General features: G+C 68.6%; 23 protein-coding genes. 10 read left to right on the top strand and 13 right to left on the bottom strand.

Translation table 11 applies throughout. The features are described from left to right. The first annotated feature begins 80 nt into the window (after positions 1 to 80). The gene (gene hisC, locus ACX40Y_RS03210; RefSeq protein ID WP_459118086.1) at positions 81 to 1175 is read left to right on the top strand and encodes a histidinol-phosphate transaminase; all 1095 of its coding nucleotides are present in this window, start codon (positions 81 to 83) and stop codon (positions 1173 to 1175) included. Continuing rightward, positions 1175 to 2083 carry a prephenate/arogenate dehydrogenase family protein gene (locus ACX40Y_RS03205; RefSeq protein ID WP_459118085.1) on the top strand — a complete coding sequence of 303 codons (909 nt, stop codon included), beginning with the start codon at positions 1175 to 1177 and terminating at the stop codon, positions 2081 to 2083. Before hisC ends, ACX40Y_RS03205 begins: the two co-directional genes overlap by 1 nt. 3 nt (positions 2084 to 2086) lie before the next feature. Here ACX40Y_RS03205 and ACX40Y_RS03200 read toward each other — a convergent pair whose 3' ends face one another. Continuing rightward, the gene (locus ACX40Y_RS03200; protein ID WP_459118084.1) at positions 2087 to 2323 is read right to left on the bottom strand and encodes a hypothetical protein; all 237 of its coding nucleotides are present in this window, start codon (positions 2321 to 2323) and stop codon (positions 2087 to 2089) included. Between the two features lie 89 nt (positions 2324 to 2412). On the opposite strand from ACX40Y_RS03200, the gene ACX40Y_RS03195 reads away from it, so the two are divergent. From ACX40Y_RS03195 to ACX40Y_RS03185, 3 genes are all read left to right on the top strand, one after another. Beyond that, a complete protein-coding gene (locus ACX40Y_RS03195; RefSeq protein WP_459118083.1) occupies positions 2413 to 4233 on the top strand; it encodes an ABCB family ABC transporter ATP-binding protein/permease in 1821 nt (606 codons plus the stop codon). Positions 4234 to 4358: 125 nt separating this feature from the next. Then, positions 4359 to 5252, top strand: coding sequence for a hypothetical protein (locus ACX40Y_RS03190; protein ID WP_459118082.1), 894 nt, complete (start codon positions 4359 to 4361; stop codon positions 5250 to 5252). Between the two features lie 18 nt (positions 5253 to 5270). Continuing rightward, complete coding sequence (locus ACX40Y_RS03185) at positions 5271 to 6209, top strand: alpha/beta fold hydrolase (protein WP_459118081.1); 939 nt, start codon at positions 5271 to 5273, stop codon at positions 6207 to 6209. Between the two features lie 46 nt (positions 6210 to 6255). On the opposite strand, the gene ACX40Y_RS03180 is transcribed toward ACX40Y_RS03185, so the two are convergent. Continuing rightward, entirely contained in the window at positions 6256 to 6813 is a 558-nt protein-coding gene (locus tag ACX40Y_RS03180) for a TlpA family protein disulfide reductase (protein ID WP_459118080.1), read from the bottom strand. Between the two features lie 25 nt (positions 6814 to 6838). On the opposite strand from ACX40Y_RS03180, the gene argH reads away from it, so the two are divergent. Genes argH through ACX40Y_RS03155 form a run of 5 tightly spaced genes read left to right on the top strand, consistent with a single transcriptional unit; the run spans position 6839 to position 11441 of the window. Then, positions 6839 to 8215 (top strand): argininosuccinate lyase, encoded by a 1377-nt coding sequence (gene argH / locus ACX40Y_RS03175; protein WP_459118079.1) that lies wholly within the window; start codon positions 6839 to 6841, stop codon positions 8213 to 8215. Continuing rightward, positions 8212 to 8451: a hypothetical protein gene (locus ACX40Y_RS03170; RefSeq protein WP_459118078.1), complete on the top strand. Its 240-nt coding sequence runs from the start codon at positions 8212 to 8214 to the stop codon at positions 8449 to 8451. The genes argH and ACX40Y_RS03170 overlap by 4 nt, the downstream gene beginning before the upstream one ends. Positions 8452 to 8479: 28 nt before the next feature. Then, entirely contained in the window at positions 8480 to 9739 is a 1260-nt protein-coding gene (lysA, locus tag ACX40Y_RS03165; RefSeq protein WP_459118077.1) for a diaminopimelate decarboxylase, read from the top strand. Further along, a complete protein-coding gene (locus tag ACX40Y_RS03160) occupies positions 9736 to 10491 on the top strand; it encodes a precorrin-2 dehydrogenase/sirohydrochlorin ferrochelatase family protein (RefSeq protein WP_459118076.1) in 756 nt (251 codons plus the stop codon). Before lysA ends, ACX40Y_RS03160 begins: the two co-directional genes overlap by 4 nt. Next, the gene (locus tag ACX40Y_RS03155) at positions 10488 to 11441 is read left to right on the top strand and encodes a CorA family divalent cation transporter (RefSeq protein WP_459118075.1); all 954 of its coding nucleotides are present in this window, start codon (positions 10488 to 10490) and stop codon (positions 11439 to 11441) included. The genes ACX40Y_RS03160 and ACX40Y_RS03155 overlap by 4 nt, the downstream gene beginning before the upstream one ends. A gap of 6 nt (positions 11442 to 11447) precedes the next feature. Here the strand turns inward: ACX40Y_RS03155 and ACX40Y_RS03150 are convergent, their stop codons facing one another. The 11 genes from ACX40Y_RS03150 to ACX40Y_RS03100 all read right to left on the bottom strand — a co-directional run bounded on the left by ACX40Y_RS03150 (position 11448) and on the right by ACX40Y_RS03100 (position 19112). Continuing rightward, on the bottom strand, positions 11448 to 12035 hold the full coding sequence (locus ACX40Y_RS03150) for a response regulator (protein ID WP_459118074.1): 588 nt from the start codon (positions 12033 to 12035) through the stop codon (positions 11448 to 11450). A gap of 74 nt (positions 12036 to 12109) precedes the next feature. Beyond that, positions 12110 to 12646 carry an NADPH-dependent FMN reductase gene (locus ACX40Y_RS03145; protein ID WP_459118073.1) on the bottom strand — a complete coding sequence of 179 codons (537 nt, stop codon included), beginning with the start codon at positions 12644 to 12646 and terminating at the stop codon, positions 12110 to 12112. Between the two features lie 43 nt (positions 12647 to 12689). Then, the gene (locus ACX40Y_RS03140) at positions 12690 to 13088 is read right to left on the bottom strand and encodes a flagellar export chaperone FliS (RefSeq protein WP_459118072.1); all 399 of its coding nucleotides are present in this window, start codon (positions 13086 to 13088) and stop codon (positions 12690 to 12692) included. After that, on the bottom strand, positions 13088 to 14542 hold the full coding sequence (gene fliD, locus ACX40Y_RS03135; protein ID WP_459118071.1) for a flagellar filament capping protein FliD: 1455 nt from the start codon (positions 14540 to 14542) through the stop codon (positions 13088 to 13090). Before fliD ends, ACX40Y_RS03140 begins: the two co-directional genes overlap by 1 nt. A gap of 41 nt (positions 14543 to 14583) precedes the next feature. After that, on the bottom strand, positions 14584 to 15720 hold the full coding sequence (locus ACX40Y_RS03130) for an EscU/YscU/HrcU family type III secretion system export apparatus switch protein (protein ID WP_459118070.1): 1137 nt from the start codon (positions 15718 to 15720) through the stop codon (positions 14584 to 14586). Next, positions 15720 to 16499, bottom strand: a complete 780-nt coding sequence (gene fliR / locus ACX40Y_RS03125) for a flagellar biosynthetic protein FliR (protein WP_459118069.1) — start codon at positions 16497 to 16499, stop codon at positions 15720 to 15722. Before fliR ends, ACX40Y_RS03130 begins: the two co-directional genes overlap by 1 nt. A 28-nt stretch (positions 16500 to 16527) precedes the next feature. Beyond that, positions 16528 to 16797: a flagellar biosynthesis protein FliQ gene (fliQ, locus tag ACX40Y_RS03120; RefSeq protein ID WP_459118068.1), complete on the bottom strand. Its 270-nt coding sequence runs from the start codon at positions 16795 to 16797 to the stop codon at positions 16528 to 16530. Between the two features lie 5 nt (positions 16798 to 16802). Next, entirely contained in the window at positions 16803 to 17630 is an 828-nt protein-coding gene (gene fliP, locus ACX40Y_RS03115; RefSeq protein ID WP_459118067.1) for a flagellar type III secretion system pore protein FliP, read from the bottom strand. After that, positions 17630 to 17881, bottom strand: coding sequence for a flagellar biosynthetic protein FliO (locus tag ACX40Y_RS03110; RefSeq protein WP_459118066.1), 252 nt, complete (start codon positions 17879 to 17881; stop codon positions 17630 to 17632). Before ACX40Y_RS03110 ends, fliP begins: the two co-directional genes overlap by 1 nt. Beyond that, positions 17878 to 18177: a flagellar motor switch protein FliN gene (gene fliN / locus ACX40Y_RS03105; protein WP_459118065.1), complete on the bottom strand. Its 300-nt coding sequence runs from the start codon at positions 18175 to 18177 to the stop codon at positions 17878 to 17880. Before fliN ends, ACX40Y_RS03110 begins: the two co-directional genes overlap by 4 nt. Next, on the bottom strand, positions 18174 to 19112 hold the full coding sequence (locus ACX40Y_RS03100; protein WP_459118064.1) for a FliM/FliN family flagellar motor switch protein: 939 nt from the start codon (positions 19110 to 19112) through the stop codon (positions 18174 to 18176). The genes fliN and ACX40Y_RS03100 overlap by 4 nt, the downstream gene beginning before the upstream one ends. Positions 19113 to 19114 lie beyond the last annotated feature (2 nt).

The following is a 19114-nucleotide window of genomic DNA, read 5'->3' as shown; positions in this document are numbered from 1 at the left end:
TAGGCGCTGGCGCCCGCGCGTTCAAGCATCCCCGCCGTACTGCTTGCCAATCGGCCGCCATTCCGCCAATCCCCGGCCCCATGAACGCACCCGTCCCCAAGCCCTGGGTGATGGCCATCGCCCCCTATGTCCCGGGCCGCGCCACCACCGATTCGGGCAAGCCCGCCGCCAAGCTCTCGTCGAACGAGAATCCATTCGGCACGCCCCAGGCCGCGCGCGACGCCTATGCCGGTGCCGCGACCGAGCTGGAGCGCTATCCCGATGCCGGCGCGGTCGCGCTGCGCGAGGCGCTGGGCGCGCATTACGGGGTGGAGCCCGAGCGGATCGTCTATGGCACCGGATCGGACGAGGTGCTGCACCTCGCCGCCGGGGCCTTCGCGGGCGTGGGCGACGAGATCATCTATGTCCGCTACGGCTTCGCGGTGTACGACATCGCCGCCCGCCGCGTCGGCGCGACGCCGGTGGTGGCCCCGGACCGCGACTATGCGACCGATGTCGACGCGATCCTTGCCTGCGTGACCGAAAAGACCAAGGTCGTCTTCCTCGCGAATCCGAACAATCCGACCGGCACCTACACGGCGCGCGAAGAAATCGCGCGGCTGCACGCGGCACTGCCCAAGAGCGTGCTGCTGGTGCTCGACCAGGCCTACACCGAGTATCTGGAGCCCGAGGACGATGACGGCGGGCTGGAGCTTGCCCGCACCCAGCCCAACGTGCTGGTGACGCGCACCTTCTCCAAGATCTTCGGCCTCGCCTCGGAGCGGGTGGGCTGGGGCTATGCGCACCCCGACATCATCGCCGCGATGCACCGCATCCGCGCGCCGTTTGCGTTCAGCATCGGCGCCGGCCGTGCGGCGATCGCGGCGCTGGGCGACAAGGCATTCGTGGCGCACAGCCGCGCCCATAACGCCAAGTGGCGCGCCTGGTTTGCCGAGCAGATCGCCAGCATGGGCAACAAGGGCGTCCGCGCCGTGCCGTCCAAGGCCAATTTCCAGCTCGTCCTGTTCGAAGGCGAAGTGACCGGCGAGCAGGCGTACAAGCACCTCATGGAGGACGGCTATATCGTCCGCTGGCTGCCGGGCCAGGGCCTGCCGCACGGCCTGCGCATCACCATCGGCACCGAGGACGAGATCAAGGGCGTGGCCGCATCGCTGCGCCGCTTGCTCGGCGCCTGATGCTGCCCTTCGCCCGCGTTACCATCCTCGGCCTCGGGCTGATCGGCTCCTCGATCGCCCGCGGCATCCGCCAGCACATGCCGAGCGTGCGCGTCACCGGATATGACGCCGATCCTGCCGTGCGCGAGACGGCGGTGGCGATCGAGTTGTGCGACGATGTGGCGGACAGCGCCGGAGCGTCGGTGATCGACGCCGACCTCGTGATCCTGTGCGTGCCGGTGGGCGCAATGGGCGCGGTGGCAGCCGAGATCGCCGCCGACCTGCCGGCCGAGGCGATCGTCAGCGACGTCGGCTCGTCAAAGGGCACCGTGATCGAGGCGGTGCGCGCGGCGTTGCCGGACGCAACCTTCATCCCGGCGCACCCGGTGGCGGGTACCGAGAATAGCGGCCCCACCGCCGGCTTCGCCTCGCTGTTCCAGAAGCGCTGGTGCATCGTCACCCCGCCCGAGGGCAGCGATCCGCTCGCGGTCGAGCGGGTGAGCGAATTCTGGCGGCGGCTGGGCGCGATGGTCGAGACGATGGAGCCGGGGCATCACGACCGCGTGCTAGCGGTGACCAGCCATCTGCCGCACCTCATTGCCTATACGATCGTCGGCACCGCCTCGGACCTCGAGGAAGTCACCCAGTCCGAAGTGATCAAATATTCGGCGGGCGGCTTCCGCGACTTTACCCGCATCGCCGCATCCGATCCGACCATGTGGCGCGACGTGTTCCTGAGCAACCGCGAGGCGGTGCTCGACATGCTCCAGCGCTTCACCGAGGACCTGACCGCGCTGCAACGCGCGATCCGCTGGGGCAAGGGCGAGGAGCTGTTCGAGCTGTTCAGCCGCACCCGCGCCATCCGCCGCTCGATCATCGACCAGGGGCAGGACGATGCGCGGCCGGACTTCGGCCGCTCGCACGAATAACGTTCAGCTGCCGCGCGTCCGGCGTGCCTCGTCGCGAGCGACCATCTGCTCGCTCTGCCGCTGGCAGGTGGCGGTCACAACGGGGTAGTCGACATCGCTGTTGCGACGAAGCGCGTCGCCCATGGCTTCCTGACACGCGACCTGCGAGGTATATTGTACGGGTTCGAGACGAACCTGGCGGCAGGCGAGATTGTCGTCGCTGCAGCCCATGATTGCCATCACATATAGCAGTTGGTCCATGACTGGCCTCCTGCAAAACCAACGTGCGTTGGGACGAGGCGTTCCGTAACGCCGTTGCATCGCCTGCGCGCGCGCCCCAGATGGGGACGATGCCTCCCGAAACTTCGTCCCCCGCGACCGAGCGGCCGATGCTCGCCACGATGCGCCGCTTCCTGCCCTATCTCTGGCCGAAGGACTCGCCCGGGTTGCGCGTGCGGATCGTGATCGCGCTGTTGCTCGTGCTCTGTTCGAAGCTGGTGCAGGTCTATGGCGCGCCGTTCGCGCTCCAGGGGGCGATCGATCGCATGGCCTCGGGATCGCGCGACGCCGTCTGGCTCGTCGTTGCGCTGGTGGTTGGCTATGCCGCCGCGCGGCTGGGCACCGTGCTGTTCGACAATCTGCGCAACGCGGTGTTCGAGCGGGTGGGGCAGGATGCGACCCGGCGACTGGCATCGGACGTGTTCCGCCATCTCCACCAGCTGTCGCTCCGCTTCCATCTGGAGCGGCGCACCGGCGCGGTGACCAAGGTGATCGAGCGCGGCACCAAGAGCATCGATACGATGCTCTATTTCCTGCTGTTCAACATCGCGCCGACGATCCTTGAGCTCGCGATGGTGCTGGGCATTTTCGGCACGCGCTTCGGCATGTGGCTGGTTGCCGGCACCTGCGCGATGGTGGTGATCTACATCGCCTTCACCCGCTGGGTGACCGACTGGCGATCCAAGCTGCGCGAGCGGATGAACGATCTTGATACCGGCGCCGTCGCGCACGCCGTCGATTCGCTGCTCAACTTCGAAACGGTCAAATATTTCAATGCCGAAGCGCGCGAGAGCGCCCGCTACGACAAGGCGATGACCGCCTATATGAAGGCAGCGGTCACCAGCGAGAATTCGCTTGCCTGGCTGAACATCGGCCAAGCCGTAATCACCAACACGATGCTGGCGGCCGGCATGGCGCTGGTCGTGTTCGGCTGGTCGAGCGGGCGATTCACGCCGGGCGACGTGGTGCTGGTGTCGACGCTGCTAAGCCAGCTGTTCCGTCCGCTCGACATGCTCGGCTGGGTCTATCGCACGATCCGCCAGGGCGTGATCGACATGGCCGCGATGTTCGACCTGATCGACACCAACGCCGAAGTCGTCGATGCGCCGGGCGCGGCACCGCTGGTGATCGCGCGCGGCCATGTGCGCTTCGAGAGCGTGGTGTTCGGCTATGATCCGGAGCGCCCGATCCTGAAGGGCATCGATCTCGACGTGCCGGCGGGCAGCTCGCTGGCGGTGGTCGGGCCGTCGGGGGCGGGCAAGTCGACGCTCGCGCGGCTGATGTACCGCTTCTACGACGTGACCGGCGGGCGCATCACCATCGACGGGCAGGATATTCGCGACGTCACCCAGACCAGCCTTCGCGCCGCAATCGGTATCGTGCCCCAGGACACGGTGCTGTTCAACGAGACGATCGGCTACAACATCGCCTATGGCCGCGAGGGCGCGACGCCCGAACAGATCGCCGAGGCGGTGCGCGGCGCCTCGATCGCGAACTTCATCCAGGCGCTGCCCGACGGGCTCGACACGCGGGTGGGCGAGCGCGGGCTGAAACTGTCCGGTGGCGAGAAGCAGCGCGTGGCGATCGCCCGCACGCTGGTGAAGAACCCGCCGATCCTGATCCTCGACGAAGCGACCAGCGCGCTCGACAGCCGCACCGAGGCCGACATCCAGGCGACGCTAGAATCGATCGAGCAGGGCCGCACCACCATCGTCATCGCCCATCGCCTGTCGACGGTGGTGCATGCCGACCGCATCATCGTGCTGGAGGCGGGCCGCGTGGTAGAACAAGGCACCCATGCCGAGCTGCTGCGCGCGGGCGGCGTCTATGCCGAAATGTGGGCGCGACAGGCGCAGGAACGTGAGGAGGGCGAGGCGCCGGTCGAGGGGTAAGCCCGCGACGAAGCGTTGCTCCATGTCGATGGACGGAGCGTTTGCCGGGCATTAGTCTGGCGCAGTTCCTCGAATCGGAGCCCCGCCCTTTGCGCGTCTCGTTGCCCGTTCTGGTGCTCTGCGCGTTGTCGCTTGTCTCCCCCGCTTTCGCCCAGACGGCCTCTGAACAGGTGCCGGCCGGCACCTTCCGCTTCTGGAAGCCCAAGGACGGGCGCGTGAGCTGGCAGTCGGGTGGCGTGCGAATCCAGATCGAACCCGCCCCCTGCGAAACGCCGCCCCAGACCGAAGGCTGCCGCTGGGACCCGCAGAACAACCAGCCGCTGGTGACGGTCGAGGCGCCCGGCCTGCCGGTCTATCGGGTGCTCGGCGACAGCCAGTCCTCCTACTATCGCGTCGCGGTGGTCCGGTTCGAGCCCGGCGACGCCCGGCCGGGCGTGGTGATCGAGAACCAGTCGGGCGGCTCGGCGGGCGGTGTCCGCGAACAATTGCTGATCCCGCAGAGGCAAGGGTTCCGCCAGGCTTTCCTGCCCGGCCAGTTGCAGGGCGAATTGCCGGCACGGCTGAGCGATCTTTCGGGCGACGGCCGCATCGACTTCGTGCTTGGCGATGGACGATTCGCCTATCAGTTCGGCTGCGGCGCGTGCACGCCGCGTCCACCCGTCGTCCTGACCGTTCGGCGCGGCCAGCCGCTCGATGTGTCCCGCGAGCCCGCCTATGCCGCCATTTTCCGGCGCGACATGGCGCGACTGCGGGCGCGCTGTTTCAACCCGGCCGATGCAGACCGTAACGGCAGTTGCGCCGCCTATGTCGCCGACGCCGCGCGCATCAGCCAGTTCCCCGACGCCTGGCAACAGATGCTGCGCCATTACAACCGCGAAAGCCGCACCCTCTGGCAGGATTGCGACGTGTCGCCTTCGCGCTGGGCTGGCCACGGCTGCCCGGCCGGACACCAAAGCCATTATCGCGACTTCCCGGAATCGCTGGCAGCCTTTCTGCGCAAGGCCGGTTATATCCGCTGATCGACAGGGGAGCGCTGGATGCTGATACCGTTCGGACTGGCAGGCATAGGCATTCTCGGGCTGGCCGGATGGTCGGCCTGGGCCGGGCGCAAGGCGGAGGAGATGGTGCCGCCGGACGGGCGGTTCATCGAAGTGGCGGGGGCGCGGCTGCACCTTGTCGAGCTGGGACCCGAGGATGCGCCGGGGCCGGCGATCGTGATGATCCACGGGCTGATGGGGCAGCTGCGCAACTTCAGCCACTCGCTCGCGGCGCGCCTTGCCGGCGATCACCGGGTGATCCTGGTCGATCGTCCGGGCTGGGGCCATTCGGTGCTGACCGGTGCGCGGCCCGATCTTGCCGGGCAGGCGCGGATGATCGCGGAACTGATCGAGGCGCTGGGGCTGGAGAAGCCGTTGATTGTCGGCCATTCGATGGGCGGCGCGGTTGCGCTGGCGATGGCGGTGACGCGGCCCGATGTGCCGGGGGCGCTGGCGCTGATCGCGCCGCTGACGCAGCCGGAGGACCGGCCACCGGCCATGTTCCGCGGGCTGATGGCGCCGCCGGGCGTGCGCGAACCGGTCGCCTGGACGATCGCCGTGCCGATGGCGGTCGCCTTTGGTCGCCAGAACGCCGCGGCGGTGTTCGCGCCCGATCCGGTGCCGGCCGATTTCGCGACCGCCGGAGGCGGAGCGCTGGCCGCCCGGTCACGCGCCTACGAGATGGGGAGCTTCGAGTTGCGCATGGCACGCGACGCGATGCAGGCGCTGGTGCCGCATTATTGCGACGTCGCCGTGCCGGTCGCGATCCTGTATGGCCGGCAGGACGCGGTGCTCGACCCCACCCGCCAAGGCGAGCGCAGTGCCGGCCAAATCCCGGGCGCCACGCTCACGCTGATCGATGGCGGCCACATGCTGCCCGTGACCCATGCTGCGGAAACCGAGGCCTGGTTGCGCGAGGTGCTGGGGCGGATGGGCTGAGGCGTCCAGCTCACCCCTCCCGCTGCCTCCGGCGGGAGGTGGGCGCTTACTTCGCCTCTGCGATCAGTTTCGCGGCCTCGTCGCTCGCCCAGTCGAACTCGCCGGTCACGCGCAAGACTTCCTTGCCAGTTGAATCATAGAGGATCGTCGTCGGCAGGTTGGCGCCCATCGCGACGCTCACCGCCATATCGGTGTCGAGCCACGGCTTCAGATGCTTGTAGCCGTTCTTCTGGAAGAAGGGGCCGACCACCTCCATGCCCTTCAGGTCCTGCGAAAGCGGCAGCACCACCAGCGTATCGCCGGCGCGGCCGGCGAGCGTATCGAGCGTCGGCATCTCCTTGATGCAGGGGATGCACCAGGTCGCCCACAGGTTGAGCAGCACCGGCTTGCCCTTGAAGGCGGCCAGCGTGGTCTTCTTGCCCGCGGCGTCGGTAAAGCCGATCGTCGGCGCCGCCTCGCCCTTGTGGCTGCGATCGATCTTCTCGATCGGCGCCGGCGCAACAGCGTTTGCCGCTCCGCTCGTTTCGTTCGCTTGCTGTGGCGCCTGCGATTGCTTATCGCACCCCGCGACTGCGAGGGCGCCCAGAAGGAGAAGACCGATCACCGAGCGCAAGCTTAGCTCCAATGCCATGTGGGGAGGGCGCTTCGCCGAAGGCCCGTCCGCGGTGATGCGCGAGATAAACGCCTCCATCCCCTTCGACAAGCGGATGTGGCAGCAGGATCTGCGCGGTTCCAAGGCGCATGTCGCGATGCTGGGGCAGCAGGGGATTGTCGGGGCCGAGGACGCCGCGACCATTTCCGCCGGGCTCGACCAGGTCGCCGAGGATTTCGCGGCGAACGGCGTGCCCGAGGATCTAGCGCTCGAAGACATCCACATGCTCTCCGAAAGCCGGCTGGCTGCGACAATCGGCCCGGTCGCGGGCCGCCTCCACACCGCGCGTTCACGCAACGACCAGGTCGCGACCGATTTTCGCCTGTGGGTGCGTGATTCGATCGATCAGGCTGACGCGGCGCTGGGCGCGCTGCAGGATGCGCTGCTGGCGCGGGCCGAGCAGCATGCCGACAGCGTGATGCCGGGCTTCACGCACCTCCAGGTCGCGCAGCCGGTGACTTTGGGCCACCACCTGATGGCCTATTTCGAGATGTTCGCGCGCGATCGCTCGCGGCTGAAGGACGCCCGCGCCCGCATGAACCTGTGCCCGCTGGGCTCGGCGGCGCTGGCCGGGACCGGGTTCAACCTCGACCGTGAGGCGACGGCCAAGGCGCTGGGCTTCGACGGGCCGACGCGCAACTCGCTCGATTCGGTCTCGGACCGCGACTTCGCGCTCGATTACCTGACGGCCGCCGCGCAGTGCAGCCTGCACCTCAGCCGGCTGGCCGAGGAGTTCGTGATCTGGGCGAGCCAGCCCTTCGGCTTTGTCGCGCTGTCCGATCAATGGTCGACCGGCAGCTCGATCATGCCGCAGAAGCGCAACCCCGATGCGGCCGAGCTGGTGCGCGGCCATGCCGGGCGGATCAGCGGTGCGCTGTTCAGCCTGATGATGACGATGAAGGGCCTGCCGCTCGCCTATTCGAAGGACATGCAGGACGACAAGCCGCCGGTGTTCGAGGCGCACGACCTGCTCGGCCTCAGCATCGCGGCGATGACCGGGATGGTGGAGAGCGCGACCTTCCGGCTGGAGCGGATGCGCGCGGCGGCGGAGGCGGGCTATTCGACCGCGACCGACTTGGCCGACTGGCTGGTGCGCGAGGGCGGCATCCCGTTCCGCGAGGCGCACCATATCACCGGCCGCGCGGTGGCGCGGGCGGAGGCCGAGGGCATCAGGCTCGATCAGCTATCGATCGATGCCCTAAAGGAAATCGACGCGCGCATCGATGATCGCGTATATGACGTGCTCAGCGTCGACGCGTCGGTGAACAGCCGCACCAGTTTCGGCGGTACGGCGCCCGCGCGGGTTCGCGCGGCGATAGCGGCGGCACGCAAGGGCCGCGAGGAGGAAGCATGAGGAGGCAAATGCTGCTTGCAGGCGTGTTGATCACGCTCGGCGGCTGCGGCGCGCGCGAGGCCCTGGCGCCTGCGCCCGGCGCATCGTTGCCCGTGGCGCCCTATGGCGCCGAGGCGACACCCACCCCTCCCGACCTTCTCAAACCGGCGCCCCAGACGCGCCCCGGTCGCAGTGGAGCCCTGATCGAGAGTTCCACCGAACGGCGCAGCGACGAATTCGATCTGCCGCCCACCTGATACTCGCCCAAGGCGAACACCGAGGTTCATGACCGATTTTTCCCTGATCGACGGCGAACTGCACGTCGAATCCATTCCTCTCGCGCGCATCGCTGCCGAGGTTGGAACCCCCGTCTATGTCTATTCCACCGAGCGTTTCCAGGCGAACGCCCGCGCGTTTCGCGATGCGCTGAAGCCGCTGGGGCGCGTGCACCTCGCCTTTGCGATCAAGGCGAACCCCAATCTGGCCGTGCTCAAGCTGCTCGCGAATGAGGGCTTCGGCGCCGATGTCGTCTCGGGCGGCGAGATGGCGCGCGCGCTGGCGGCGGGCGTTGCGGCGAAGGACATCGTCTTTTCGGGCGTCGGCAAGACGCGCGCCGAGCTGGTGAAGGGGCTGGAGGCCGGGATCGGCCAGTTCAACCTCGAGCTGGTCGAGGAAGGCGAAGTGCTGGCGGCGCTGGCGGCGGAGCGCGGGTTGACCGCGCGCGCGGCGCTGCGGGTGAATCCCGACGTCGATGCCGGCACGCACGAGAAGATCTCGACCGGCAAGGCCGAGAACAAGTTCGGCCTGCCGATCGGCGAGGCACCGGAAATCTTCGATCGCTTGGGCAAGCTGCCCGGCCTCGACCTGCACGGCATCGCGGTGCATATCGGCAGCCAGCTGCTCGGCCTCGCGCCGCTGGAAGCCGCGTTCGAGCGGGTCGGCCGGCTGCTCGCCGAGCTGCGCGCCAACGGCCACACCATCACCCATGTCGATCTCGGCGGCGGCCTGGGCGTCGCCTATCGCCCCGGCGAGGTGCCGCCGACGCCGGAAGCCTATGCCGAAATGGTCGCGCGCGCGACCAAGGACTGGGACGTCGAACTGATGTTCGAACCCGGCCGCACCATCGCCGGCAGCGCGGGCGTGCTCGTCACCGAAGTGCTGTGGGTGAAGCCGGGCCAGGTCCATCCCTGGGTGATCGTCGATGCCGCGATGAACGACCTCGCGCGCGTGGCGCTGTACGACGCCTATCACGGCTTCGCGGCGGTGAAACCCAATGGCGAGCGTTTCGTGGCGAATGTCGCCGGGCCGGTGTGCGAGAGCACCGACGTGTTCGTGAAGGCGCGCGAGATCGATGCGGTGAAGTCCGGCGACCTCGCCGTGCTGGAAACGGCAGGCGCGTACGGTGCGACCATGGCTAGCACCTATAACAGCCGCCCGCTGGTGCCCGAGGTGCTGGTGTCGGGCGACCGCTATGCCATCGTCGCCGGCCGCATTTCCGCCGAGGCGATCATGGGCGCCGAGCAGGTGCCGGACTGGCTGAAGTGAGCCTCGCCGCGCTGCCCCTGTTCGTGAAGCTGGCGGGGCGGCCGGTGATCCTGGTGGGCAAGGGCGAGCCGGCGGACGCCAAGCGCCGCCTGCTCGACCGCGCCGGCGCGCTGGTGGTGGGTGAGGACGAGGCCGCCTCGCTCGCCATCGTCGCGCTGGACGAACCCGAGGCGGTGGTCGCGCGGCTCAAGGCGCGCGGCGTTCTCGTCAACTGCGTCGACCGGCCCGAGCTTTGCGACTTCACCTTGCCGGCGATCGTCGATCGCGATCCGGTGCTGATCGCGATCGGCACCGGCGGCGTCTCCGCAGGGCTGGCGGCGGCGCTGCGCCAGCGGCTGGAGGCCTTGCTGCCGCAGGGGCTGGGCGGGCTTGCCCGTGCGCTGGGCGGCAGTCGCGTGGCAATGAAAGCGCGGTGGCCCGATCCGGGGGCGCGGCGCCGCGCGCTGGCCGAGGCGCTGGGCGAGGGTGGGGCGCTGGACCTGCTGGCAGGAGACGGCGATGTCGATCGCTGGCTGGCGACCGGCACCGCGCCCGAAGCGCAGCTCGTCACGCTCCGCCTCACCTCGCTCGATCCCGAAGACCTTACCCTGCGTCACGCCCGGCTGCTTGCGCAGGCCGATCGGCTTTTCCATCTAGGCGACGTGCCAGACGCCATCCTCAATCGCGCCCGCGCCGATGCCGCGCGCATCCTCGCCCGTCCGCCCGCCGATCCCGGCGACGGGCTGTCGCTCTGGCTGGAGATGGCGCGTTGAGCGGCTTCGCCTATGTCGTGAAGGACGGGAAGGTCGAGCAGCCGACGATGCGGGCGGCGCTCGGGCAGAATGGCGGACTCACCTGGATCCACCTCACAACCAATGACGAGCGGGCGCAGCTCTGGCTCGGCGGCGAGGCGAAGCTCTCGCAATATGTGATCGATTCGCTGACCGCGACCGAAACGCGGCCGCGCTGCGACGCGGTGGGCGACGGCGCGGTGATCAACCTGCGCGGGCTTTCGTCCGAGGCGATGACGGCGTCCGATCCGCTCGCCTCGATCCGAATCTATGCGATGGGCGGCTGCGTGTTCTCGGTAACGCGCAAGCCGCTCAACGCGCTCCAGCCGGTGCGCGAGGAGGTGGAGAAGGGCAGAATCCTTGATCCGGGCGACCTGATCGCCGCGATCGCGCAGGAAATCACCGAGGAACTCGATCCGGTGGTCGCCGAACTCGGCGACTCGCTCGACGATTGCGAGGAGCAGCTGTCCGGTCACCGCGCCTTCGAACTGCGGCGGCTGGTGAACCGGGTGCGGGTGCAGGCGATCGGCTATCGGCGGTTCCTCAATCCCCAGCGCGCGGCGATCGAGAAGCTGGCGGGGCTGCCCGGCGAGTGGCTGCGCGAGGACGATCGGTTGCACCTTGCCGCCGCCGCCGATCGCGCCGCGCGCATGGCCGAGGAAGTCGAAAGCATCCGCGAGCGGGCGGCGCTGACGCACGAGACGCTCACCGATCTGCGCGGCGAGCTGCTCGACCAGCGATCGCTGCTGATCGCGATCGTCGCCTTGGTGTTTCTGCCGCTCACCTTCCTTACCGGATTGTTGGGGATGAACGTCGCCGGCATCCCCTTTGCGCACGAGGAATGGGCGTTCTGGGGCGTGGTGGGCGTGTGCGTGGCAATGGCGGTGGCGATTGCCGGCTTCTTCACGCGCCGCCACTGGTTCGACGGCTGAGCGCCTTCAGGCGCCGACCGCTGCGCCCGAATAGGGCGGACGCCGCACCGGCATGTCGCCCAGCCGACGCTGTTCGGCATAGGCGGCGGCCAGCGCGCTGCGCGCCTCGCCCAGCTCGATCGCGCGCGCCGCAACCCGCGCGTCGAGCGCGAGATTGGCGCGCTTGAGCGCTTCGAGCCGGCCGGCGCGTGCCATCGTCCGCTCGATCCGCGCCGCCAGCAACTCGAACGGCGTGTCGCGCGTGCAGCAATCGTCGGCGCCGGCGGAAAGCGCCTGCGCCGCGCGGGCCGCCGCTTCCTCTGCCAGCAGGAACAGGATCGGCAGGTCCGCCGTGTCGCGATGGCCGCGGATCTCGGCGAGCAGCGCCATGCCGGACATGTCGGGCAGCCTTTCTTCGACCAGGACCAGATCGAACCCGCCGGCGGTGATCAGATCGATGCCGGCGCGGCCCGATTCTGCCAGCACCACCATATAGGCCGCGTCGCCGAGCCGCTGGGCAATCGGGTTCAGTCGTTGACGGTCGGGCCCGATCGCCAGGATCGTTGGCCGCAGCCGCCGACGCCCTTCGTTCATCCCGCCATCCCGCTGATTCATGTCGCTCCCCATGACTGATCGCCGACCCGCAGGGGTAACGAGCGACCGTGACGAAAGCGTAAAGAGCGCGTTCGTCAGCGGTTCAGAAAGGTGAAGAGCTGATCCACCATCCGGTCGATCGAGGTCGCGGCCTGTGCCACCGGATCGCCCGGCTCGGCGGTGTTGATCGCCAGCCCCAAGGGCGTGGGCCAGCCGCGCAGGGCGTGGGTGATGGTGCGGAGCGCATGCAGCGTGGAGACGGCTGCCTGCCAGCCCGCGGCCGTCGCGATCAGCCCCACCGGCATGCCGTCGAAATAGGGGCGATCGTCGCGGCTCAGCACCTCGACATAGTCGAGCGCGGTCTTGACCAGGCCCGAAAGCGTGCCGTGATAGCCCGGCGAGCCGATGATGACCGCATCGGCGCTGCGGAGCGCTGCGACGAAGCGCACCGCGCCTTCATGGCTCTCGCCGAGTTCGGGCTCGTAATGCGGGAAGGCGATATCGGGACCGGTGAGCAGCGTGGTGGTGGCGCCGCGCGCTTCCGCGCGTTCGAGCGCGGCGGCGAGCAGGCGACCGGTGCTGGATTGCGGCCGCAGCGTGCCGCCCAGCGCGACGATGTGAGGGGTTCGCATGGCCTCTCGCTAGACCAAGAGCGTGGCGGGCGCCAGCCGGCAATCAGCCGCGCATCGTTGCCCATGCCCCGGCGATATCGGCCAGATCGGTGGCGGCGGCGCGGAACGGCGCGGGATCGTTGCCGAGGCTGGCACGGACGATCGCGCCGCGCAGGCCGTGATAGAAGCGCGAGAGCGTGTGTGCGACCTCGCCGCCCTTGTCGAAGTCCAATCCGGCCTCGAGCGCGAACAGCACCGCCGTGGCGCGGGCGACGCGTTCGCTCTTGACCGCCGGCTTGTCCTGTTCGGCTGCCCAGGCGGCCGTCCGCAGCGCGGCGACGCCTTCGTCATACAGCAGGCCGACCAGCGCGTGCGGATCGGCCGCGCCGGTGCGCCCCGCGATATCGACCTGGCGGTAGGTGCGGGCGGGATCGGCGGCGAGCATGGTGGCGTATCGGCTCATCAGCTGTCGCTGCTGTTCCAGGCGTCGATCTGCTGCTGCAGAAAGCTCTGGGTCGATTTGTAGCTGGCCACCATCGTGTCCATGTTCGCGAACTGGCGGGTCATGCGGGTGCGCACGGTTTCGGCATCGGCGGCAGCGGCGCTCTGCTGCTCGGCGATGTCGTCGAGCGACTTCTGATAGCGGGTCTGGCTGGCGCCCAGGCCATAGCTGTTGCTCGATGCCGTAGTCGCAATCGCCGACAGCGCGGCCGATACGCCGCTGCCATCCTTGAACATCGCCTCGATTGTGTCGGGATAGCTGGCCAGCGCGGAGGCGAGGCGGGTGCTGTCGACGCTGAGCGTGCCGTCGCGCGCGGTTGCGACACCCAGATCGGCCAGCGTGTGCGGCTGGCCGCTTGCGGCACCGGGCGCCATGTCGGTCGAGGTCAGCTGGCGCAGCTGGCGCATCATCGTCTGGGCGGCGGTATCGCTCTTCAGCGCACCGTTTACCGGATCGGTCGCCGTCTTCAGCATGTCGACCAGCTGGTTATAGGCCTCGACAAAGTCGCTGACCGCCTGGCTCAGCCCGCTGGTCGGGGCCTCAGTCCCCAATGTCACCTTCGTGCCGGGTGCGGCGGCGACGAGATCGAGCTTTACGCCGTCGATCAGGTCGCTGATGCTGTTGGTGGTGCGGCGGACAGCGACGCCGTCGACCGCGACGATCGCATCCTGTGCCGCCGATCCGATCGTCGTGCCGGCAGCGCCGACGCCGATCGACAGCGCGGCGAGCCCGGGCGCGTCGGCATCTTCGGTCGCGGTCAGCGTGAAGGCCTGATCGGCGCCGGTCGCGCTTTTGAGCACCAGCCGGGCGCCATCGGCATCGCTCAGGATCGACGCGGTGACGCCGGCGCCCTTGGCGTTGATCGCATCGGCGATGCCCTGGAGGCTGTTGTTGTCGCTGGTGATGGCGATGTCGATCGCCTCGCCCTCGCCGGCGGTGAAGCCGGTCATCGCGCCGTCCGCGACGGTGGCGGTGCCGAAGCGCAGCGTCAGCGTGCCGGTGCCGATCGGCGAGGAGGCATCGGCGACGGGGGCGCTGTTCGCCACCTGCGCGGCGGCGAGCTGGCGCACCTCGACGGTCCCCGAAAGCTTGCCCACCGACTTGCCCTCGATCGTCGAAACCTTGAGCAGGCCGGTGTCGTTGCTGGTCGGCTGGGTGGTCAGCGTGCCGCCCTTGATCAGCGACTTGAGCGCGCTATCGAAGCTGGTGATCGCACTCTTGAGTGTCGCCACTGACGAAATCTGTGCGCTCAGCGTCTCGGTCTTGGCGCTCAGCGCATTGTTCTTGTTCTCGAACTGCGCGGTGACGAGCTGGTCGACCAGCGCGGCGGTGTCGATGCCCGACCCTGCGCCCAGCGTCGTCAGGATCGACGAACTGGCGCTGCTGGTCGATGTCGTGCTCGATGTCGTCGTCATGGGAGCCTCCTTGCCGTTCAACGGCCGGTTGCTGCGGGAATTTAGGGCTTGCCCCCGATCCGGCGCCCGTTTTCGTCGAACAATGCGCTGTCCGGCACGCGCACGACCGGCTGGATGCCGGCGGCGCGCGCGTTGACGCCGAACACGAACGCCAGCACCGTCGCGATCGCGAGGTAAAGGTCGTCGCGTACCTCCTGACCCTCGCGGCTGGTGTAATAGACCGCGCGGGCGAGGCTCGGATATTCGAGCACCGGCACCTCGAACTCGGCGGCGAGCTCGCGGATCGCCAGCGCCGTCTGGCCGCGCCCCTTGGCGACCACCACCGGCACCTGATCGCGCCCCTGGTCATAGCGCAGCGCGACCGCGAAATGCGTCGGGTTGGTGAGCACGACATGCGCGGTGCCCACCGCCTTTCGGAACCCGCCCTTCAGGATTTCGCGCTGCCGCTGGCGCTGCGCCGCCTTGAGCTCGGGCGAGCCTTCGCTTTCCTTATGCTCTTCCTTGACCTCCTGCTTGGTCATCTTCAGCTGGTTCCAGTGGCGGAGCAGCTGGATCGGCACGTCGATGCCCGCGATCAGCAGCAGCCCCGCGCCCATCACGAACATCAGCGTGAGGAAGCGGCTGCCGAGCGATCCGAGCGCGGCGTTGATGTCGGCGGCGGCAAGGCCGAGCGCGGTGCCCGAAATCGACCAGAGCATCCACGCCCCGATCGATCCGAGCAGCACGACCTTGAGCAGCGATTTGCCGAGTTCGATCCACCCGGTCGGCCCGAAGATGCGTTTGAGCCCGGCGCCGGGATCGATCCGCGACGCCTTTGGCGCGAACAGCTTGGCATTGAACTGAAAGCTGCCCAAGCCCGCCTGGCCGAGCAGTGCCGCGACGATCGCCAGCGCGAACAGCCCGGCGAGCGCGGGGGCGAGCTTCCACCCGGCGGCGAGCAGCGGGCGCCACGGTTCGAAATCCTCGATATCGGCACGGCTGAACGAAAAGCCCGCCGTCATGACGTCGCGGCAGCCGCGCAGCAGCGACGGCCCCAGTGCCGCCATCCACGCGCAGCCGGCAAGGATCACCAGCGCCCCGCCGAAATCGCGCGAACGCAGGATCTGGCCTTCGTCGGCTGCCTTGCGCTTGCGCTTCTGGGTTGGGGCTTCGGTCTTTTCGCCCGCGCTCTCCGACATCAGCCGAGCACCAGTCGGGCGGTCGCGGAAAGTCCTTCGCGCAGAATGACGAGCAGGAAATCACCCATCGCCGGCAGCGCGACGACGATTGCGATCAGGCCCATCGCCAGGCTGGCGGGGATGCCGATCGCGAACAGGTTGAGCGCCGGCGCGGCACGACTGAGCATGCCGATCACGACGTTGAGGCAGAGCAGCAGGAAACCGACCGGCAGCGCCAGCAGCAGCCCGGCGAGAAACGCATAGCCGCCGAACAGCACGATCGCCATCAGCCGCTCGGGCGCCAGCCACGCGCCGGGCGGCATCGCCTGATAGCTGCGCACCACCAGATCGACGAGCACCAGATGGCCGTCGGTGGCGAGGAACAGCACCGTCAGCAGCAGCGAGAGGAACTGGCCGAGCGCGGGCGTGCTCGCGCCGCTGTTCGGATCGACCGCATTGGCGAAGCCCAGGCCCATCCCCATGCCGATCACTTCGCTGGCGATCAGCGGCGCGGCGAACGCGATCTGGAGCACGAAGCCGAGCGCGAGGCCAATCAGCGCCTCGGCCGCGACCGACAGGAAGGTCGAAAGCGCGAAGATCTCCGCCGGCGGCGTGATCGTCGCGGTGTTGACCACGAGCACGCCGATCGCCCCCGCCAGCGTGATCCGAACCGGCAGCGGTACCGACACCGCGCTGAACACCGGCGCGGTGATGAACGCCGCGCCGATCCGCACCATCGCGAACAACAGCGCCCAGAGCTGCGGCTCGATCGCCAGCCCGAAGCCGAGCGGGGTGTTCATCGCGCTGCTGCGCCGTCGCGCGCCGCCTTCACCGGAGCAGATCCGGGATGCGTTCGAAGATGCTGATCGTGAAATCGCCGATCAGCCCCAGGATCATGCCGCCGAACACGATGATGCTGATGCCCACCACGATCAGCTTGGGCACGAAGCTGAGCGTCTGTTCCTGGATCGAGGTGGCGGCCTGAACCATGCCGAGCAGCAGGCCGGCGACCAGCGCCGGGATCAGCAGCGGCGCGGCGGCGAGCGCGGCGACGCCCATCGCCTCGCGTGCGACCGTGAGGAAGTAATCGGCGTCCATGCCCGTCAACTCGCGAAGCTGGAGGCGAGGCTGCCCATCGTCAGCGCCCAACCATCGACGAGCACGAACAGCAGCAGCTTGAACGGCAGCGAGATGATCGTCGGTGACATCATCATCATGCCCAGGCTCATCAGCACGGTGGCGACGACCAGATCGATGACGATGAACGGCAGGAAGATCAGGAAGCCGATCTGAAACGCGGTCTTCAACTCGCTGGTGACGAAGGCGGGGAGCAGCACCGAATAGGGAATGTCGGCGACGCTGGCATAGGGGCCGCTCTTGGCGAGATCGGCGAACAGCTTGACGTCGCGAACGCGCGCCTGCTTCGCCATGAAGCCGTGCAGCGCGGTGCCGGTGCCTTCGATCATCTGCGTCGCGCCGATCTTGCCGGCGGCATAGGGCTGGATCGCGGTGGTGTTCGCCTGGTTGATCACCGGCGACATCACGAAGAAGGTGAGGAACAGCGACAGGCCGATCAGCACCTGGTTCGGCGGCGTCTGTTGCAGGCCGAGCGCCTGGCGCAGGATCGCGAGCACGATGACGATGCGGGTGAAGCTGGTCATCATCAGCAGGATGCCGGGCAGCACCGTCAACAGGCCCATGATGATGAGCAGCTGGAGCGACAGGCTGAGCGGGGCATTGCCGCCGCCGAGTTCGCCGAGCGCGCGGTCGACGGCGTCGCCCATGCCCGGCGTGGCAGCGGGCACAGGCACCGGTGCCGGCGCGCCTTGCGCCAGCGCAGGCAGCGCGAACAGCAACATGCAGGCGATCAGCGCAACGGCGAGCGCGGCGCGGCCGCCGATCGTGCGCGGCGTGGGAAGTGCAATCCGCATCACTGTGCTCGATCGACCAGCGAAACGCCCGCCCGGCTCACCGAGACGAGCAGCCGCCGCCCCTCGAATTCGACCACCGCGAGCTTGAGCCCCGGCGACAGCAGCATCGTTTCCTTGACCTGGACGAGCCGCTGATCCTGCTGGCGCGGCAGCCGTCCCTCGACCTTGCGCCAGGCGTAGAGACAGGCGACGAGCAGGCCGCACACCAGCGGCAGCAGCACCACCAGCTTCAGGATATAGGTCCAGATCATGCCCGTTCGGCCCGCTTTTCGGGGCTGACGAGCTCGGTCATGCGGATGCCGAACTTGTCGCCCAGCGTCACCACCTCGCCGCGCCCGATCAGCGTGCCGTTGACGAAGATATCGAGCGGTTCGCTGGCATCGCGGTCGAGCTCAATCACGCTGTCCTCGCCCAGCGCCAGCAGCTCGCGCAGCGACAGCTGCGCCGAGCCGATCTCGACCGTCAGCTTGACGCCGACGTCCTGAAGCAGCCGGAAATTGGCGGTGGCGGCGGTGTCGACCGCAAAGCCGCCCGTCATGTCGTTCATCGAAAATCCTCTTCGGTAAGCGGTTCGAGCGAAGTGAGGCGCACCGCGGCGCGGCCGCGGGTGGCACCGATCTCACCGGTGCCCAGCCGCCGCTGGGCGACCATCACCGGGGCTTCGGCACCGAATTCGAGCGGGATCACGTCGCCCGGCTTGAGATCGAGCAGCGTTGCAAGCGGCACTGTCGGTTCGGCGAGCACGACGCGCACGGGCAGCGGCACGCGCATCACCGCGCGGGTGAGGCCGGCGCGCCATTGCGGCTCGGCCGCCGGCGCGGGCTCGGCCTGGTCGCCCGGCGCCGTGCAGAGCGACTTCACCGCCTGCGCCGGATAAAGGATATCGCAGTGATGCGCCGTGCCCCCCGCAGGCGTGACGATAAAGCGGGCGACCACCATCGCCTCGTCGGCGGCAGGCTCGTGCGCGGTCGCGGGCTGCGGATCGGGGGCGAAGGTGATCCTGGCCAGCGGCTCCCATGCCGCGTCGAGCAACGGCGCGACGCTGGCGGCGAGCCGGTCGCCCAGCATCGCGGCCGCGGGGCTGAGGCTGACGGGCAGCGGCATCGGCACGTCGCCGGCGCCACCGAAGAAACAGTCGAGCATTTCCAGGATAAGCTGCCCGTCGCAGATCAGCCGGGCGCGGTGGCGCGTCCCGACGATCGCGAGGCCGTGATGGGTGCTCAGCCCGTCGCCGCGTTCGGCGCGATAGTCGGAAAAGCGCTGAATCACGATCGGTTCGGCCGCGCAGCCGACTTCGCCTCTATAATGGGATTCGAAGACACCCTTCAGTGCCTTGGCGAGCCGCACCGACAGGTGCTGAAGCGTCGCCAGGTCGCCGAACGGATTGCGGCTGGCGGCGCCCAGCGCCGGTGCGTGCGTGGCACCGGGGCGGGCGGGCGCGGGCTGATCCGTTGCGACCGAGGATGAAGGGGCGTTAACCATGC

Source organism: Sphingomonas sp. RS6 (assembly GCF_054489705.1).
The sequence above is the reverse complement of the archived record's forward strand: the minus strand, read 5'-3'. Positions and strand labels throughout refer to the sequence as shown.

What these genes read in the sequence shown, in the direction of transcription:
- hisC (WP_459118086.1), top strand. Translation starts at nt 81, where the DNA reads ATGAACGCACCCGTCCCCAAGCCCTGGGTGATGGCCATCGCCCCCTAT.
- ACX40Y_RS03205 (WP_459118085.1), top strand. Translation starts at nt 1,175, where the DNA reads ATGCTGCCCTTCGCCCGCGTTACCATCCTCGGCCTCGGGCTGATCGGC.
- ACX40Y_RS03200 (WP_459118084.1), bottom strand. Translation starts at nt 2,323, where the DNA reads ATGGACCAACTGCTATATGTGATGGCAATCATGGGCTGCAGCGACGAC.
- ACX40Y_RS03195 (WP_459118083.1), top strand. Translation starts at nt 2,413, where the DNA reads ATGCCTCCCGAAACTTCGTCCCCCGCGACCGAGCGGCCGATGCTCGCC.
- ACX40Y_RS03185 (WP_459118081.1), top strand. Translation starts at nt 5,271, where the DNA reads ATGCTGATACCGTTCGGACTGGCAGGCATAGGCATTCTCGGGCTGGCC.
- argH (WP_459118079.1), top strand. Translation starts at nt 6,839, where the DNA reads ATGTGGGGAGGGCGCTTCGCCGAAGGCCCGTCCGCGGTGATGCGCGAG.
- ACX40Y_RS03170 (WP_459118078.1), top strand. Translation starts at nt 8,212, where the DNA reads ATGAGGAGGCAAATGCTGCTTGCAGGCGTGTTGATCACGCTCGGCGGC.
- lysA (WP_459118077.1), top strand. Translation starts at nt 8,480, where the DNA reads ATGACCGATTTTTCCCTGATCGACGGCGAACTGCACGTCGAATCCATT.
- ACX40Y_RS03150 (WP_459118074.1), bottom strand. Translation starts at nt 12,035, where the DNA reads ATGAATCAGCGGGATGGCGGGATGAACGAAGGGCGTCGGCGGCTGCGG.
- ACX40Y_RS03145 (WP_459118073.1), bottom strand. Translation starts at nt 12,646, where the DNA reads ATGCGAACCCCTCACATCGTCGCGCTGGGCGGCACGCTGCGGCCGCAA.
- ACX40Y_RS03140 (WP_459118072.1), bottom strand. Translation starts at nt 13,088, where the DNA reads ATGAGCCGATACGCCACCATGCTCGCCGCCGATCCCGCCCGCACCTAC.
- fliD (WP_459118071.1), bottom strand. Translation starts at nt 14,542, where the DNA reads ATGACGACGACATCGAGCACGACATCGACCAGCAGCGCCAGTTCGTCG.
- ACX40Y_RS03130 (WP_459118070.1), bottom strand. Translation starts at nt 15,720, where the DNA reads ATGTCGGAGAGCGCGGGCGAAAAGACCGAAGCCCCAACCCAGAAGCGC.
- fliR (WP_459118069.1), bottom strand. Translation starts at nt 16,499, where the DNA reads ATGAACACCCCGCTCGGCTTCGGGCTGGCGATCGAGCCGCAGCTCTGG.
- fliQ (WP_459118068.1), bottom strand. Translation starts at nt 16,797, where the DNA reads ATGGACGCCGATTACTTCCTCACGGTCGCACGCGAGGCGATGGGCGTC.
- fliP (WP_459118067.1), bottom strand. Translation starts at nt 17,630, where the DNA reads ATGCGGATTGCACTTCCCACGCCGCGCACGATCGGCGGCCGCGCCGCG.
- ACX40Y_RS03110 (WP_459118066.1), bottom strand. Translation starts at nt 17,881, where the DNA reads ATGATCTGGACCTATATCCTGAAGCTGGTGGTGCTGCTGCCGCTGGTG.
- fliN (WP_459118065.1), bottom strand. Translation starts at nt 18,177, where the DNA reads ATGAACGACATGACGGGCGGCTTTGCGGTCGACACCGCCGCCACCGCC.
- ACX40Y_RS03100 (WP_459118064.1), bottom strand. Translation starts at nt 19,112, where the DNA reads ATGGTTAACGCCCCTTCATCCTCGGTCGCAACGGATCAGCCCGCGCCC.